Source organism: Actinomadura geliboluensis, assembly GCF_043197915.1.
Taxonomy (GTDB): domain Bacteria; phylum Actinomycetota; class Actinomycetes; order Streptosporangiales; family Streptosporangiaceae; genus Spirillospora; species Spirillospora geliboluensis.
On record NZ_JBICUA010000007.1, the window covers coordinates 188,481 to 203,656 of the forward strand.

Here is a 15,176-nt window from a genome sequence, read left to right on the forward strand (position 1 = left end):
GCGCTCTCACAGAAGGCGGAACGCGTCCCCCGCCCGCACCCGGCCCGGCGTCACGACCTGCGCGTACACGCCGGCGCAGGGGCGCTCCCCGAACCCGGGCAGCGGCTCGACGAGGTTGAGCCGCGCGGGGATCTTCAGCGCGCCGGTGTCGCGCGGCAGCGCGCCGTGCTCCAGTGTCGGCACCGAGCAGCGCGGCGTCGGCGCCATGACGCGCAGGACGGCCTCGCCGACCAGCAGATCGCGGCCGACCCAGGCGTTCTCGCCGAAGCCCGGGCCGTCGGTGCCGAGCACGATGTTGGGCCGGTAGCGCGCGGCCTCCATGACGCCGCGCTCCCCCGCCGCGGCGATCGCGTCCAGCGTCGCCGTGCCGACCAGGTGGACGGGCGCGAAGTCGACGAACGTGCCGGGCGGCGAGCCCTGCCCGAGCACGACCTCCTCGTCCTCCACCTCGGCGGTGACGCCCGCCGCGAGCACCTGGTCGGGGACGGCGCGCGCCAGCGTGGCCCCCTCGGGACGGGTGTCGGTGAGCACGACCTCCCGGCCGAGCTCCTTGGACAGCTCCGCGCCGGCGGCGGCGTCGCCGCTGCGCACCGTCCGGCCGTCCGGCAGGGTGATCCGGACACCGTCGCCGTCGGCCACCGCCGACATCGTCAGCAGGGCGCGCCAGAGCCGGGGGCTCTTGGCGCTCGCGATCCGCCCGGTCTCGGCGTCCAGGAGCGCCCATCGGCGGTCACCGGCGACACCGGTCGCGGCGATCTCCGCCGAGGACAGCTCCTCCCCCAGCATCGACTTGACCGGATACCGCCACAGCGCCGCGGCCGTTCCCGCCATCTCTCCCACGTCCCCTCCTGATCACCAAGCCGACGCATACGCTACGTCACCGCCCCGGACGATCCTCTCCGCGGGTTCGACGCGGCTTCTCCGTTTTCTTGACGCAGGGTCCCCGAATGGCGGCCGGCCCTCGCCTTCAGGTAGACCGTTCGCACGCTCTTCCGGTCTGTGCAAACGGCCCCGGACGGCGGTCCCCAGAAGGGAGTTCCGGGCGGACGGTGAATGCCGAGGTCTCAGTAAGGTCCCGCCATGCGATGGATGAACGTACTCGTACCGGTGGGAACCGCGGCGGTTCTGAGCGCCGGATGCGCCGGATCCGACGCCCCGCAGGCGAAGCCGTCGGCCACCCCGCTGCCCAATGTCGTCCCCTCCCCCACGGGACCGGCCGCCCTCGGCGACGTGAAGCCCTCCCCGTCCCCCGGAAAGAACGCCTCCCTGGCGGAGAACCTGCAGTACGAGCTCCGGATCAAGACGATCAAGATGGCGTACGCGATGGGGCGGACCAGCGCCGAGTGCGACGAGAACGTCCGGCCCGAGCCGGGCACCAAGGCGACCTGCACCGTGACCTACGAAGGTGTACGCGTGCCTTGGAACGTCACGATCGGAGGCCGGGGCTTCTCGCCCGGCCTGATCGAGTACACGGCGGAGCCGGCCATGGGCGTGATCACCCGCGAAGGCGCCATCCGGTTCTACTGGGCGAACAAGGCGTTCGGCCGCCAGGTGCGCTGTTCGGACATGCCCGCCGTCGAACTCGTCCCCCTCGACAAGCCGACGCGCTACCAGTGTGAGACATCGCCCCTGGTCAAGGAGTCCCTCCAGGCGACGGACGCCGGCCCCCGCTTCTACCAGTACAGCCCTAACTGAGCCGGGAGAGCACCGCGCGCAAGGCCGCGGAGGAGGGTCGCCCAAGTATCGTGTCCTCCCGAGAACGTGGAGATCCCCTTGATCGAGACGGTGTACCGGACCGAGGACTACCCGCCGGCGGACCGATTCGACCGCTGGCGGGAATGGATGGGGCGCACGCACTGCCCCGTGGACTTGAGCAGCGAGCACGCCGCCGACTTCCACGGGCACACCCGCACACTGCTGCTGGGCGAGGTGACCGTGTGGCCGTCGACCGTCCAGCCCCTGCTCTCCCGGCGGACGGCCGAACTGGTCAGGCGCTCCGATCCCGAGTCCTACAACCTCACGCTCATCCTCAAGGGGACGGCGGGCGCCGAATGGGGCGCCCACCAGTCCGAGTACCGGCCCTATGACCTGCACAGCCAGAACTCCTCGCAGCCGTGCACGGTCTGGGTGGGGCGCGGCGACCAGGCCGTCACGTCCGTGGGGGTCGAGGTCCCCAAGGACCTCCTGGCGCTGCCGCGCAGGAGCGCCGACCGGGCGATCGGCCGGCCGCTCTCGGGGCACGAGGGCGTGGGGGCGCTGCTCGCCGGCCTGCTCACCCGCCTCTGCGCCGACACCGGCGCCTACCTGCCGACCGACGGCCCCCGGCTCGGCGCCGTCCTGGCCGACCTCGCCTCCGCGCTGTTCGCCCACACCGTCGACGCCGACCGGGAGCTGTCCCCCGAGGCGCACCGGCGGGCGCTCGTCCTGCGCATCCGGGCCTTCATCCGCAGGAACCTGCACGATCCGGAACTGACCCCTCAGGCCGTCGCGGCCGCTCACCACGTCTCGCTCAGCCACCTGTACCGCCTCTTCGAGGACGAGGACGACACCGTCGGGGCCCTGATCCGGCGGCTGCGCCTGGAACGCGCCCGCCGCGACCTGGCGGATCCCGCCCAGCGAGCGGTTCCCGTCCGCGACATCGGGGCCCGCTGGGGCTTCACCCACCACTCGGCCTTCACCCGCGCCTTCCGCACCGCGTACGGCGCACCGCCGAGCGACTACCGCCGGGCGAAGCGGGCGACCTGACCGGCCGGCGGGCGGGTCAGGCGGCGGCTTCGCCCCGCAGTGCGGTCGCGAGGGCGGTGATGGTCTCCGGCGGGTGGGTCGTTCCGGGGAAGTAGGCGCAGACGCGCTCGGCGACGTCGCCGAAGCGGTCCTTGATCTCGGCGGCGCACTCGGCCGGCGTTCCAACGACCGCCAGCGTCCGCGTCATCGTGTCGTCGATCAGGCCGATCATCGTCATGACGTCGCCGGTCTTCGACAGCGCGTTCAGCTCGGGTTGCAAGTCGCCCCAGCCCTCGACGTCCAGGACGGGCTTGTACGCCGGGGTCGAGCCGTAGAACGCCAGCAGCCCCTTCACGCCGAAGGTCGCGGCCTCGATCTCGGCGGGAGTGCCGCCCATCGCGACGATCGCCTGCGGGTACAGGTCGATCCGCTCGCGTCCCGCCAGTTCCAGGCCCTCGGCGACGGCCGGGAGGGTGCGCTCGCGGAAGTGCCGGCGGCTGTGGAACGGCATCACCAGCAGCCCGTCGGCGACCTCGGCCGCGGTCCGGGTCATCAGCGGGCCCAGCGCGCCGAGCAGCACCGGCGGCACGCCGTACGGGTTCGGACCGGGCGCGAACGTCGGGGGCATGAGGGTGTGCCGGGTGAACTCGCCGCGGAAATCGAGCCGGGTGCCGTCCTGCCAGGAGTTCAGGATCGCCTTCACCGCGAGCACGGTCTCGCGCATCCGGGCCGCCGGCCTGCTCCAGGACGCACCGTACCGCTTCTCGATGTGCGGCCTGATCTGCGAGCCGAGCCCGAGCCGGAACCGGCCCCTGCTCAGCAGTTGCAGGTCGTAGGCCGTGTTGGCCAGGTGCATCGGGCTGCGCGGGATCGCGATCGCGACGTTGGTCATCAGGTCGGTCGGCGGGACGTCCGACGAGCCGGCCGCGACGGCCAGCGGCAGGAAGACGTCGTGCGGGCCCTCGAACGTGAACAGTCCGTCCACCCCGGCGGCGATCAGCGTCCGGGCGCGCTGCGCCGCCTCGTCCGGCCTGCCGTCCAGTTGCACATCGAGTTTCACAGGCAGGTCTCCGTTCCGGGGGTGCGGGCGGCGCGCGCGCATACCGTGGTGGAACAGTGTGCCAGTCGCGTCGGCGCTGGACTCTCCCACTGTGGGAGCGTCCATGCTGATCGGGTGAACGACGGATACCTGCCGATCGGGCGGTTCGCCCGGCTGTGCCGGCTCAGCGTCAAGCAGCTGAGGCACTACGACGAGCTGGGGCTGCTGGCGCCGGCGCGCGTGGACGCGGACACCGGCTACCGGTACTACCGGCCGGAGCAGGCCCGCGAGGCCCTGCTGATCGGGCTGTTGCGCTCGCTCGACGTGCCTCTCGCCGAAGTGGGGCGGGTGCTCGCCGGCCAGGACGGGGTGCTCGCCGGGGTACGCGCCCGCATGGAGGCCGACATCGCCCGCCGGAGGCGCACCCTCGCGGCACTGGACAGGGTCCTCGCCGACGGGCTGCCGCAGCCGGACGTGGCGCTCACGCGCGAACCCGCCCGCCGGGTGGTGATGGCCCGGGAGATGGCCGACCAGGCGGACATCGGGGCCGCCACCTCGGCGTGCGCGGCCCGGCTGATCGAGGCGGCCGGGCCGCCGACGACCCCGCTGATCGGGCTGTTCCCGCTCGACCTGGCGCAGCGGGTCGAGGTGGCGGTGGCCGCCGAGGCCGAGGACGGGCCCGACCTCCTGCCCGGCGGCATGTACGCCTCGACGACCCACATCGGGCCCTACGACCACGTCGCGCTCACCGGCCACGCCCTCTTCTCGTGGCTGGGCGACCACGGCCACACACCGCTCGGACCGCTGCGCGAGGTGTACGTCTCCGACCCGGCGTCCACGCCGGCGGAACGGCTGGTCACACGACTGATGATCAAACTGGAGGACGCTGAATGAACTGGTATTCCGCCGCCGGCTCCCCGGAGCTCGCCGAGTTCGGCCCGGTGCGCGGCCTGTCGGTGACCGGGCGGGGCGAACCGGGCGGGCCGGCGCACACCGCGAGCATCCGGGCGCTGTACAGCGTCGCCGGGCCCCTGCTGGGCATCGCCGCCGCGGGCGGCGCGCCCTTCGAGATTCCGCCGCTGGAGGGCCGCTGGTGGGTGGAGGACGAGCGGTCGCCGTTCGACGTGCCGCGCGAACAGTGGTGGTGGCATCTCTTCCTGCGGCTGCCGGACTCGGTGGCCGACGCGTGGTTCGACCGAGCCAGGCAGGCCGCCGACGACCCCGCGGCCGCCCGCGTCCAACTCGTCACCTTCACGGAGGGGCAGTGCGTGCAGGTGCTGCACCGCGGCGCCTACGCGGACGAACCGAAGACGCTGGCCCTGATGGAGGAGTTCATGGAGCGCTCCGGGCTGGTCATGAACGGCCTGCACCATGAGATCTACCTGTCCGACGTCCAGGAGACCGACCCGGCACAGATGCGCACGATCCTCCGCCACCCGGTCCGCCCAGCCTGACTCCTGCCGGGGAGGCGTCCGCCCGTCTGCCGGTGGGCAGGCGAGCGGCGGCCGAGGGCGCGGGGCCGAAGGTCCCGATCCGCCGGGACGGGCGGCCCTAATCGGCAATCGTCCGCCGAGGAAGGGTGGAAGTGCCCCAGGGAGGTCGCCGATGTGGGTCATGCCCGCTGAGCCCCGGCCGCCGTGGATGTCGTCCACAACGCCGGGTACGACCCGACGGCGAGCACCCGAACCGTCCCGTAGCCGAGAGTGTGATGCCCGTGGACAACGCCGCGGTCAGTGAGACCCATATCGGTGTGGTCTTCTTCGCCGGAGACCGCGCCTACAAGGTCAAGAAGCCGGTGAGCCTGGGGTTCCTCGACTTCAGCACCCGCGAGCGGCGCGAGCGGGCCTGCCACGAGGAGGTCCGGCTCAACCGGCGGTTCGCCCCGGACGTCTACCTCGGCGTCGCCGACGTCCACGACCCCGGCGGCGACGTCCGCGAGCATCTGGTCGTGATGCGCCGGATGCCCGCCGAGAGGCGCCTGGCCACGCTGGTCACGGAGGGAGCGCCGGTCCGGGACGCGCTGCGAGACACCGCGCGGATCCTTGCCGCCTGGCACGCCCGCGCCCCGCGCGCCCCGGAGATCTCCGCGCAGGGCACTCGGGATGCCGTCCAAGCCCGCTGGCACGACAGCTTCGACCAGGTCCGCCCTTTTCACGGGGACGTGCTCGACGCCGCGGTGGCCGCCGAGATCGAAGCGCTCACCGACGAGTTCCTCGACGGACGCCGGGCCCTGTTCGACGCGCGGATCGCCGACGGCCGCGTCCTGGACGGCCACGGCGACCTGCTCGCCGGCGACATCTTCTGCCTGGACGACGGCCCCCGCGTCCTGGACTGCCTGGAGTTCGACCAGACCCTGCGCAGCCTGGACGGTCTGGACGACGCCTCGTTCCTGGCCATGGACCTCGAACGCCTCGGCGCTCCAGACCTGGGCGAGTACTTCCTCAACACCTACGCCGCCTTCGCCGCCGACCCGGCACCGTCGTCGCTGCGGCATCACTACATCGCCTACCGGGCCTTCGTCCGCGCCAAGGTCGCCTGCCTGCGCCACGGCCAGGGCGACCCGGACGCCGCCGCCGAAGCACGCGCCTACGCCGACGTCGCGCTGCGCCATCTGCGCGCGGGACGGGTCCGCCTGATCCTGGTGGGCGGCCTGCCCGGCACCGGCAAATCCTCACTGGCCGGGGCGCTGGCCGACCGGCTCGGCTGCTCGGTGCTCAGCAGCGACCGCGCCCGCAAGGAGCTGGCGGGGCTGGCCCCGCTCGACTCCGCCGCCGCGCCCTACGGCACCGGCCTCTACAGCCCGGAATGGAACGACCGCACCTACCGGGAACTCGCCGACCGCGCCGCCGCACTGCTGCGGCTGGGCGAGACGGTCATCCTGGACGCCTCCTGGACGTCCAGCGAGCAGCGGAACCTCCCGGCCCTGGTCGCCGACCGCGAGCACGCGCACCTGTCGTCCCTGCGCTGCGAGGCCCCGCAGGCCCTCACCGTCGAGCGGATCCGCGACCGTGAGCGCGGCGCCTCCGACGCCGACCCGGCCATCGCCGCCGCCATGCACGCGCATGCCGCGCCATGGCCGGAATCGACCCCGGTCGACACCAGCGGCACGCTGGACCACGCCGTCGAGCAAGCGCTGGGCATCGTCCAGCCGCACGGCACCCAACACCGGTAGGACCATCACACATCGGCTGTTTCGCTCAGCTTGGGAGAAGGACGAGCAAATGGCAGGACGCCCGCCGGGTGGGGCGGGCGTCCTTGTGCGGGTGTTGTTGTCGGCTACTTGAGGAAGGGGAAGCGCTTGGCCAGGGCGGTGCCGCTCCACCAGCGGCCCAGGCCCAGGGTGTCGCCGGCGCTGACCAGGGCCAGCCCGATGATCAGGATCGCGTAGATGATGTGGTCGTCCATGAACAGGTTGTTCTCCGGGGGCAGGACCGCCGTCCACATCATGACCAGCAGTGCGGCGCCGCCGGCGGCGGCGATCCGCATCCCGATGCCCAGCATCAGCGCGGCGCCGACCCCGGCGAGGCCGATCATGAACAGCCAGTCCGCCCACGCGGCGCCGGCGAGGTCGTTGTAGAACCCGGCGAACGGGCCCTTGGGGGCGTGCGCCAGGAACCCCTCGGTCGGGCTGCCGCCGTCGAGCCAGCCCTTCCCGGCCGGGGTCGCGTGGCCCAGGCCGAAGACCTTGTCCACGAACGCCCACACGAAGATCCAGCCCAGCGCCAACCGGGCCGCGGCCCAGGCGTAGCGGGCGGCGGGCGTCTCGGTCAGCGGCCTCGGCGCCACAACCTGGATCAGGGTGCTGCGCCCCGCGTGCGTCTTGTGCTCGGAGACTGCCATCGCCGTCTCACCTTCCATCACATCGCCGGTTTCATCACCCCTTACTCAACCCTCATCGCAGGCCGTGCTGTAGGTCCCTTCGGCGCACGATCAACGGGACAAAGGTCCCCGCGTACAGCCGGTTGAAGGGACTGAAGGTCCTTCGCCACCGGGGCTCCGGCCTATCGGTCGTTGAGCGGAATCCGCCAGATCAGGATCGTCCCGCCGTCCGGGCGGGGTTCGGCGGTGAACGAGCCGCCGAGCTTTTCGGCGCGTTCGCTCATGTTGCGCAGGCCGCTGCGGCGGCCTCCTTCGGAGATGCCGACGCCGTCGTCCTCCACCCGCAGGCACAGCACGTCATCGACGTCGATGGCCACGGTGACCTGCGACGCGCGGGCGTGACGCGCCACGTTGGACAGGGCCTCCCGCACGACGGCCTGCAGATGCTCGCCGATCTCGTCATCGACAGCGGTGTCCAGCAACCCGTCCAGCCGCACCGACGGCGCGAACCCCAACTGCTCGGCGGCGGCGTCCACCAGCGCGTGCACCCGGCTGCGCAGCGACGCGACGTCCACCGGCGCCTGCAACGCGAAGATCGTGGAACGGATCTGGCGCATGGTGTCGTCCAGATCGTCCACCGCCCGCTGGATCCGGACCGCCACCTCCCGCTTCTGCGTGATCTTGATCGCCGCCATCAACGTCATCGCCGCCGCGAACAACCGCTGGATCACCGTGTCATGCAGATCCTTGGCGATCCGGTCACGATCCTCCAGCAACGCCAACCGCTCGGTGTCACGACGCCGATCGGCCAACTCCAGCGCCACCGCCGCCTGCCCCGCAAAAGCCTCCAGCAACCGCTGCGTCCCCTCGGAGAAGACCGGGCCGCCCGGCGGGTTGGCGACCGTCAGCACGCCCTGCGCCGAGGAACCGAGCCCCAGCGGAACCGCCAGCAGCGGACCGACCGGCACCTGCGTCGGCACCTTCGCCTCACGCGCCGCCTCACCGCCATCAGCCGACCGCAACGACACACCGCCCGTGAACACCGGACCCACCACCGAGTGATCCAGCGGAACCCGCAGGCCCTCCAGCCGCTCGCCGCCCTCGCCGTCCGCAGCCTCCACCACGAACTCCGCACGGCCCTCCTCCAGCAGCGCCACCGCCGCCAACCCCGCATCGGTGATCTCGCGGGCCCGCTGAGCCACCAGCGCCGTCACCTCATGCGGATCCGTACCCGACAACAGCGCCGTGGAGATCTCCGTCGACGCCTGCAACCACCGCTCCCGCCGCCGCGTCTCCTCGTACAACCGCGCATTCTCGATCGCCACACCCGCCGCCGTGGCCAGCGCCGTCACCACGACCTCGTCCTCGGGATCGAACTCGCCGCCGCCGGCCTTCTCGGTCAGGTACAGGTTGCCGAACACCTCGTCGCGGACGCGGATCGGCACCCCGAGGAACGTCCGCATCGGCGGGTGGTTGGGCGGGAACCCGTAGGAGTCCCGATGCTCGCCGAGGTCGGGCAGCCGGATCGGGTGCGGCTCGCGGATCAGCAGCCCCAGGATGCCGTGCCCGTGCGGCCAGTCCCCGATCGCCTCGATCTCGTCCTCGCCCACCCCGGTCGTGATGAACTGGACGAGCCGCCCGCCCTCCTCGGCGATGACGCCGAGGGCGCCGTACCGCGCGTCCACCAGGGTCGTCGCCGCCTCAGTGATCCGCCGCAGCACCGACTCCAAGTCCAGCTCGCTGCCGATCGAGACCACGGCCTCCAGCAGCGCGTGCACACGATCACGAGTCGCCCGCGCGGCCTCCAACCGCGTCTGCAACTCCGTCAACAGGTCGTCAAGCTGCAGCTGCGGGAGAACGAGCCTGGCCCGATCGTCACCGGCCTGGGATCCGTCGGCCATTACCCCAGTATCTCCGGCAACATCCGTGATGTCAGCCTTCGGCCGAGGGCGCCCGCCGCCCGGTCATGATTCGTCGAGCACCTCCCCGACCGGGCGGCGCACCGTGCCCAGCTCCTCCCCCTCGGTGAAGCCCAGGCGCAGCAGCATCTGCGGGTGGGCGCCGCCGCAGAACCGGGCCCTGATGAACTCCCGCAGCTCGGGCACTTCCAGCGCCTGGGTGTGGAAGGCCGCGGACAGATCACGTTCCATCGCCCTCAGCAGCACGCGCTGCAGCGCCTGCCCCGCCCGGAGCCAATCGGCGGGTGCGTCGCCGCCGGAGACCAGCACCAGCGTCAGTCCGGCCGACGCCGTCTCGCCCTCGTGCGCGTCCTGTGCTCCCCATCCGTGGCCGCGCGCGAAGTCCCGGGCCGGGAAATGCGGCGTGGTCTGCGGAGTCCGCCGCGGGTAGGCGCGTTCCTGGACGCCGTCCGACCGGGCCGTCCGCGGCGAGGGCGCCCACCGGGCGATCTCCGCCGCGTACGCCGCCGACCGCCGCTGGACGTGCTCGGCCGCGTCGGTCAACGCGGCCAGCGCCCCCTTGACGTGCGCGTCGACGGCCTCGACCAGCCGGGCGCCCTCGCGCTCGGCGTCCTGCCGCATCGCCGCCAGGACCCCCGCGGGCACCGGGTCCGGGAGGAACCCGCCCCGGTGGGTGCGGCGACGCCGGATCTGCGCGTGCTCGCGCAGGATCTCCTGCTTGGGGTGCTCCCCCGGCCTCACATCGACGTCCGCCAGCAGGAACGGGCGATCGGGGTCGGGGAGCAACTGCACGTCCGCCGCGTAGCCGAGCGCGCGCAGCGCGCACCTCAGGCTGTACAGCGCGGCGCCGCAGCTGATCAGCATCTCGCGGCCGTCCGGATCGGCGACGTCGAGGCGGCGGTCGATGTCCGCGCTCAGGCTGATCCGGGTCCCGTGCAGGGCGAACCGCCACGGCTGGGTGTTGTGCACCGAGGGAGCCCACACCGCGTCCTCGACGGCCTTGCGGGCATCGGCCGACATCTGCTCGGACGGTCCTGCCGGGTTGCCGTACTGCATGGTCCCTCCCTTCTCAGGTCTCCTGCCTCCCGTTCCTTCCCCGGAAACGGGGTGACCTGCAGGGACGAACGTCCGCCACGGCCGGGACCTTCGCACCGCCGTCCTGAGTCGCGAGGTCCGGCCCCGCGTCTGCCGTCAGGGGATCGGTGAGCCGACGCGGTGCAGTGTCCCCTCGGGGTCGACGTAGGCGAACTCCCGGAGCCCGTAGGGCGTGTCGACCGGCTCGCCGAGGCGGCCGGGGACGCCGGTCCGGGCCCACTGGGCGTGCAGGGCGGCTGCGTCCGAGACGTAGAGGTAGACGGCCGCGCCGGTGCGGGCGGGGTCATGCTCGTCCCACTGGGTGAGGTGGAGCGAGACCGGCCCCCAGTCGACGAAGCCGTAGTGGTGGTCGTCCTCGGATCGCCGCGCCGTGAATCCGAGGGCGCGGTAGCGGTCGAGGGCGGAGGCCAGGTCCCGGACCGGGATCACAGGCGCCACATTCTCGAATCGGACTTCACTGTCCATGGTCTCTCCGGCGGTTGGTGTGCGGTCTGCGTGGCGAGGCTACGGTCTATGCCCCGTCCTGGGAGCGGGGCGCGTCCGTTTCCGGGTTCCGTGCGGTGATCAGGTGCTGCAGGGTGCGGCGGTGGTCGGCCGCGACGCCGTGGACGCCGTCGAGTTCGTAGAGTTCGGTCAGCGGCGTGACCTCGACGTCGGCGAAGCCGGCGGCGGTGATCCGGTCCTGCCAGGCGGTGATGGTCTCCGCCTCGGCCAGCACCAGGGCGCGGCGGGCCTCGTCGTCGTAGGCGCGGGCCCTGGGGTCGGTGTCGGAGTGGCGCATCCCGCCGGCGTGCCAGGGGGCGTCGACGATGGCGAGGCGGCCTCCGGGGCGGAGCAGGCGGCGCCAGTTGCCCAGCGCGATGTCGACGTCGGGCAGCGTCCAGAGGAGGTAGCGGCTGACGAGGGCGTCGAAGGGGGCGCCCCGCACGTCGGGCTCGACCGCGTCGCCCTGGACGAAGGTGATGTCGAGCCCGCGGCGCCGGGCGTTGTCGCGTGCGAAGTCCAGCATGGCGGGTGCGATGTCGACGCCGGTCACGCGGCGGCCGAGGGCGGCGATGGTCAGTGCGGCGTGACCGGTCCCGGTGCCCACGTCGAGGACCGTCTCGGCGTCGCCGGGCAGCGCGTCCCGCCAGACCCGCGTCCAGGCCGCGCTGTAGTCGGGGTGGGCCAGCCGCTGCTCCTGGAACTGCTGGTAGGCGGGGGCGTGCTGGTCCCAGTACCAGGTGATCCGGTCCTGGATCGGCGAGTGCGGGGACATGGCGTTCACTCTCCCTTGAAGTGGGCGGCGAGGCGCTCCAGGCCGTCGAGGACCAGGGGCGTGGGCGGTTCGGTGAAGTTGAACAGCTGCACCATGACGGCGTCGTTCTCGACGGCGCGCAGGTCCTCGGCGCCGGGGATGTCGAGCAGGGCCTGCTCGATCTCCTGGTCGGTGCCGTCGGTGTGCAGCAGGACGATGGTGTCGGGGTCGCGTCCCAGCAGCTCCTCCATGGAGACTTCGAAGACGCGCTTGTCGACGTCGGCGAACACGTTCCGGGCGCCGAGCGTCTCGAGCTGCGGCGTGGCCATGCTCCGGCTGCCGTAGGCGCCGACGGTGCCCTCGCCCCGGTAGGGCCACAGGACGGCCACCTTGCGGCCCTTCTGGCCGGTCAGGCCCGCTTCAACGGTCTTGATGCGCTTCTGGAGGTCCGCTACCGCCTGCTCGGCCTCGGCCCGCCGGTCGAAGACCGTGCCGTACAGCCGCATCTGGCCGTAGATCGTCTCGTAGCCGGGGTCCTCGATCCCGTCCGGGCAGAAGCTGGGTTCGAGGAGGACGGGGATGCCGGCCGCGGCGAGCGATTCCCGCGTGACGCCCTCCGGCAGGCCGAGCAGCAGGTCGGGCTCCTGCGCGATGATCGCCTCGGTGGAGATCCTCAGGTGCCCGTCGGAGCCGAGCCGGTCGGTGAGGGACGGGACCTTGGCGACCGCCGCGAGGGTCTGCTCGGAGTAGTACTCCGGGGGGAACTTCCCGGCCCGCGAGCCCAGCCGGTCCAGGACGCCGAGCGAGGACAGGTACTGCAGCGGGGCACTGTTGACGATCATGGCGCGGGTGGGCGCCCTGTCCACCCTGACGTCCACCCCGCAGTTCTTGACGGTGAGGGGGTAGCTCACGGCCGTGCCGCCCCGGCCGTCCGTCTCCGGGCCGGCCGGGGCGCATCCGGCCAGCGCGGCGGCCAGCAGTCCGGCCCCGGCCCAGGCGAGGAATCGCTTCATCTTGCGCATCGCTCCTTGCGGTGGTCGTCCGGCGTTCTGGTCAACCGGTGGTCGGGGACGGCGCGGCGGCCGCGGCGTCGAGCGGGTGGAAGAGGAACTGGATGCCGCGGGAGGTCTCCAGGCGTTCGACGCCGACGCCGTAGACGCCTTCGAGGAGTTCGGGCGTCAGGACGTCGGCGCACGGGCCGTGCGCGACGACCCGGCCCCGCTGGAGGACCAGGACGTCGTCGCAGTACCGCGCGGCCAGGTTGAGGTCGTGGAGCACGATGACCGTGGTGATGCCGAGCCCGCGGACCATGGCGAGCAGTTCGTGCTGGAACCGGATGTCGAGGTGGTTGGTCGGCTCGTCGAGCACCAGGTGCGCGGGCTGCTGCGCCAGCGCGCGGGCGATCATCACGCGCTGCTTCTCGCCGCCGGACAGCCGGACGAAGATCCGGTCCGCCAGGTGCCGGGCGCCGACCCTGCGCAGCGCGGCCGCCGCGATCCGGTGGTCGTCGGCGCTGTTGCGGGAGAACGTCGACTGGTGCGGGGCCCGGCCGAGCATGACCATGTCGGCCACGGTCATCGGCAGGTCGCCTCCCGGCTCCTGCAGCACGACGGCGACCCGCCGGGCGAGTTCGCGGTGGGGCACGGAGTCCAGGGGGCGCCCGTCGAGCAGCACCTGCCCGCTGCGGGGCGGCACGATCCCGGTGAGCATCCGGACAACGGTGGTCTTGCCGCTGCCGTTGGGGCCGAGCAGCCCGAGGACCCGGCCGGATTCGGCCCGCACGTCGATGTCGCGCACCACGGTCGTCGCGCCGTAGGCGTAGCCGAGCCCGCGTCCTTCGATCATGGCTGTCTCACTCGCTTCCGGCGTGCAGGCGGCGGACCAGGATGAGCAGGAACGGCGCCCCGACCAGCGCGGTGATGATGCCGATCGGCAGTTCCTGCGGGCTGAGGACCATGCGGGCGGCCAGGTCGGCCCACAGCAGGAAGGTCGCACCGATCAGCGCGGCGACCGGAACCGCCCGGCGGTGCGTGGCCCCCACGACGCGCCGCGCCAGGTGCGGGATCACCAGCCCGACGAAGCCGATGCTGCCCGACGAGGCCACCAGCACCCCGACCGCCAGCGACACCAGGACCAGCAGCACCAGGCGGAACCGCGCCGGCGCGACGCCCAGGGTGTGCGCGGTCTCGTCCCCGATCGCCAGCGCGTCCAGGCGGCGCCCCCACAGCGTGAGCAGGGCGGTCACGAGGACGACGGCCGCCACGACCACGAACAGCGGCGCCGACCAGTGCGCGAGCGCCAGCGTGCCCAGCAGCCAGAACAGCACCGACCGCGACCCCTCGGCCGAATCGGACGCGAAGATCAGGAAGCTGGTCAGCGCGTAGAGCGCGTAGCCGACGGCCACCCCGGTCATCAGCAGCCGGGTCGAGGTGATCCGCCCGGCGGTTCGGGCGATCACGAAGACCAGCAGCGCGGCGGCCAGCGCGCCCAGGAACGCCGCGATCTGCAGCGCGTGCTCGCCCCAGCCCGCGCCGAACCCGAACAGGATCGCGGCGGCGGCTCCCGTCGAGCCGCCGGAGTTGACCCCGAGCAGGTACGGGTCGGCGAGCATGTTGCGCACCATCGCCTGCAGCGCCATGCCGGTGACGGCGAGCCCGGCACCGACCGCCGCCCCCAGCAGGACGCGCGGCAGCCGGACCCGCCACACGATCGAGTCGTGCGCCGGCCGCCAGGTGACCTCGGCCGGGGTGCCGATCAGGTGGTGGCCGACGACGTCGAGGACGGTCGCCGGCGGCACCGCCACCGCGCCCATCCCGACCGCCGCGACGGCCGTGGCCAGGAAGACCGCCAGGAGCCCGAGCAGGAGCAGCAGGTACCGGCGCCGGCGGGAGGACGCGCCCAGGTCGTCGAGGTCGGGTTCCACGGCCGCGGCGGACGGTGCCACCGGTGACGAAGTCATGCATCCCCTCAGTTATTGCAAGTCATATGCAGTAACTAAGGACATGCAGCAGTGGTCTGTCAAGGAAGATCATCGTGTGACGAACCGCTCATCGGAGGCCGACCGGCGCAAAGGGCACGGCGAACCGGGCACGCGCCCGGCCGGGGACCGGCCACGCGCGCGGCATGTGTCACGATGTGCGGAGTAGGCGACGGCGGAACGAGGAAGCCGGTGCGAATCCGGCGCGGTCCCGCCACTGTGATCGGCGAGCGGATCCCGAACCATGCCACTGCCCGCGCCCGCGGGTGGGAAGGCCGGGACGAGCGTTGACCCGAGAGCCAGGAGACTCACGCGGTCGCCTCCTCGGAACAACTGGGGCGGATCTCCCCAGGGAGGAGGGGCTGT

Annotated in this window: 15 protein-coding genes and 1 riboswitch; of the genes, 5 read left to right on the forward strand and 10 right to left on the reverse strand. The window is 72.5% G+C overall.

The window, feature by feature from the left end; genetic code table 11:
• Positions 1-6 precede the first annotated feature (6 nt).
• Complete coding sequence (locus tag ACGFI1_RS23480) at positions 7-831, reverse strand: MOSC domain-containing protein (RefSeq protein ID WP_392788295.1); 825 nt, start codon at positions 829-831, stop codon at positions 7-9.
• Positions 832-1,080: 249 nt separating this feature from the next.
• Here ACGFI1_RS23480 and ACGFI1_RS23485 point away from each other — a divergent pair, with 249 nt between their 5' ends.
• Together ACGFI1_RS23485 and ACGFI1_RS23490 are read left to right on the forward strand one after the other, a co-directional pair.
• Positions 1,081-1,695, forward strand: coding sequence for a hypothetical protein (locus tag ACGFI1_RS23485; RefSeq protein ID WP_392787832.1), 615 nt, complete (start codon positions 1,081-1,083; stop codon positions 1,693-1,695).
• Positions 1,696-1,773: 78 nt separating this feature from the next.
• The gene (locus ACGFI1_RS23490; RefSeq protein WP_392787835.1) at positions 1,774-2,745 is read left to right on the forward strand and encodes a helix-turn-helix domain-containing protein; all 972 of its coding nucleotides are present in this window, start codon (positions 1,774-1,776) and stop codon (positions 2,743-2,745) included.
• 16 nt (positions 2,746-2,761) lie between these two features.
• On the opposite strand, the gene ACGFI1_RS23495 is transcribed toward ACGFI1_RS23490, so the two are convergent.
• Positions 2,762-3,784 (reverse strand): TIGR03617 family F420-dependent LLM class oxidoreductase, encoded by a 1,023-nt coding sequence (locus tag ACGFI1_RS23495; RefSeq protein ID WP_386873409.1) that lies wholly within the window; start codon positions 3,782-3,784, stop codon positions 2,762-2,764.
• Between the two features lie 114 nt (positions 3,785-3,898).
• On the opposite strand from ACGFI1_RS23495, the gene ACGFI1_RS23500 reads away from it, so the two are divergent.
• The 3 genes from ACGFI1_RS23500 to ACGFI1_RS23510 all read left to right on the forward strand — a co-directional run bounded on the left by ACGFI1_RS23500 (position 3,899) and on the right by ACGFI1_RS23510 (position 6,935).
• Entirely contained in the window at positions 3,899-4,657 is a 759-nt protein-coding gene (locus ACGFI1_RS23500) for a MerR family transcriptional regulator (protein WP_392787837.1), read from the forward strand.
• On the forward strand, positions 4,654-5,217 hold the full coding sequence (locus ACGFI1_RS23505; protein ID WP_392787840.1) for a GyrI-like domain-containing protein: 564 nt from the start codon (positions 4,654-4,656) through the stop codon (positions 5,215-5,217). The genes ACGFI1_RS23500 and ACGFI1_RS23505 overlap by 4 nt, the downstream gene beginning before the upstream one ends.
• A 260-nt stretch (positions 5,218-5,477) precedes the next feature.
• The gene (locus tag ACGFI1_RS23510; protein ID WP_392787843.1) at positions 5,478-6,935 is read left to right on the forward strand and encodes a bifunctional aminoglycoside phosphotransferase/ATP-binding protein; all 1,458 of its coding nucleotides are present in this window, start codon (positions 5,478-5,480) and stop codon (positions 6,933-6,935) included.
• A gap of 104 nt (positions 6,936-7,039) precedes the next feature.
• Here the strand turns inward: ACGFI1_RS23510 and ACGFI1_RS23515 are convergent, their stop codons facing one another.
• The 8 genes from ACGFI1_RS23515 to ACGFI1_RS23550 form a co-directional block, all read right to left on the reverse strand.
• A complete protein-coding gene (locus ACGFI1_RS23515; RefSeq protein ID WP_392787846.1) occupies positions 7,040-7,603 on the reverse strand; it encodes a hypothetical protein in 564 nt (187 codons plus the stop codon).
• Positions 7,604-7,764: 161 nt separating this feature from the next.
• Positions 7,765-9,483 carry a GAF domain-containing sensor histidine kinase gene (locus ACGFI1_RS23520; protein WP_392787849.1) on the reverse strand — a complete coding sequence of 573 codons (1,719 nt, stop codon included), beginning with the start codon at positions 9,481-9,483 and terminating at the stop codon, positions 7,765-7,767.
• A gap of 63 nt (positions 9,484-9,546) precedes the next feature.
• On the reverse strand, positions 9,547-10,557 hold the full coding sequence (locus ACGFI1_RS23525) for an Acg family FMN-binding oxidoreductase (RefSeq protein WP_392787852.1): 1,011 nt from the start codon (positions 10,555-10,557) through the stop codon (positions 9,547-9,549).
• A 135-nt stretch (positions 10,558-10,692) separates the two neighbouring features.
• On the reverse strand, positions 10,693-11,025 hold the full coding sequence (locus ACGFI1_RS23530) for a bleomycin resistance protein (protein ID WP_392787854.1): 333 nt from the start codon (positions 11,023-11,025) through the stop codon (positions 10,693-10,695).
• A gap of 82 nt (positions 11,026-11,107) precedes the next feature.
• Entirely contained in the window at positions 11,108-11,854 is a 747-nt protein-coding gene (locus tag ACGFI1_RS23535) for a class I SAM-dependent methyltransferase (protein WP_301176643.1), read from the reverse strand.
• A 5-nt stretch (positions 11,855-11,859) separates the two neighbouring features.
• The gene (locus ACGFI1_RS23540) at positions 11,860-12,855 is read right to left on the reverse strand and encodes an ABC transporter substrate-binding protein (protein ID WP_392787856.1); all 996 of its coding nucleotides are present in this window, start codon (positions 12,853-12,855) and stop codon (positions 11,860-11,862) included.
• Between the two features lie 31 nt (positions 12,856-12,886).
• On the reverse strand, positions 12,887-13,678 hold the full coding sequence (locus tag ACGFI1_RS23545) for an ABC transporter ATP-binding protein (RefSeq protein WP_392736127.1): 792 nt from the start codon (positions 13,676-13,678) through the stop codon (positions 12,887-12,889).
• 7 nt (positions 13,679-13,685) lie between these two features.
• On the reverse strand, positions 13,686-14,792 hold the full coding sequence (locus ACGFI1_RS23550) for a FecCD family ABC transporter permease (RefSeq protein WP_392787858.1): 1,107 nt from the start codon (positions 14,790-14,792) through the stop codon (positions 13,686-13,688).
• Between the two features lie 164 nt (positions 14,793-14,956).
• Positions 14,957-15,136, forward strand: a riboswitch (cobalamin riboswitch).
• The last annotated feature ends 40 nt before the right edge of the window (positions 15,137-15,176 follow it).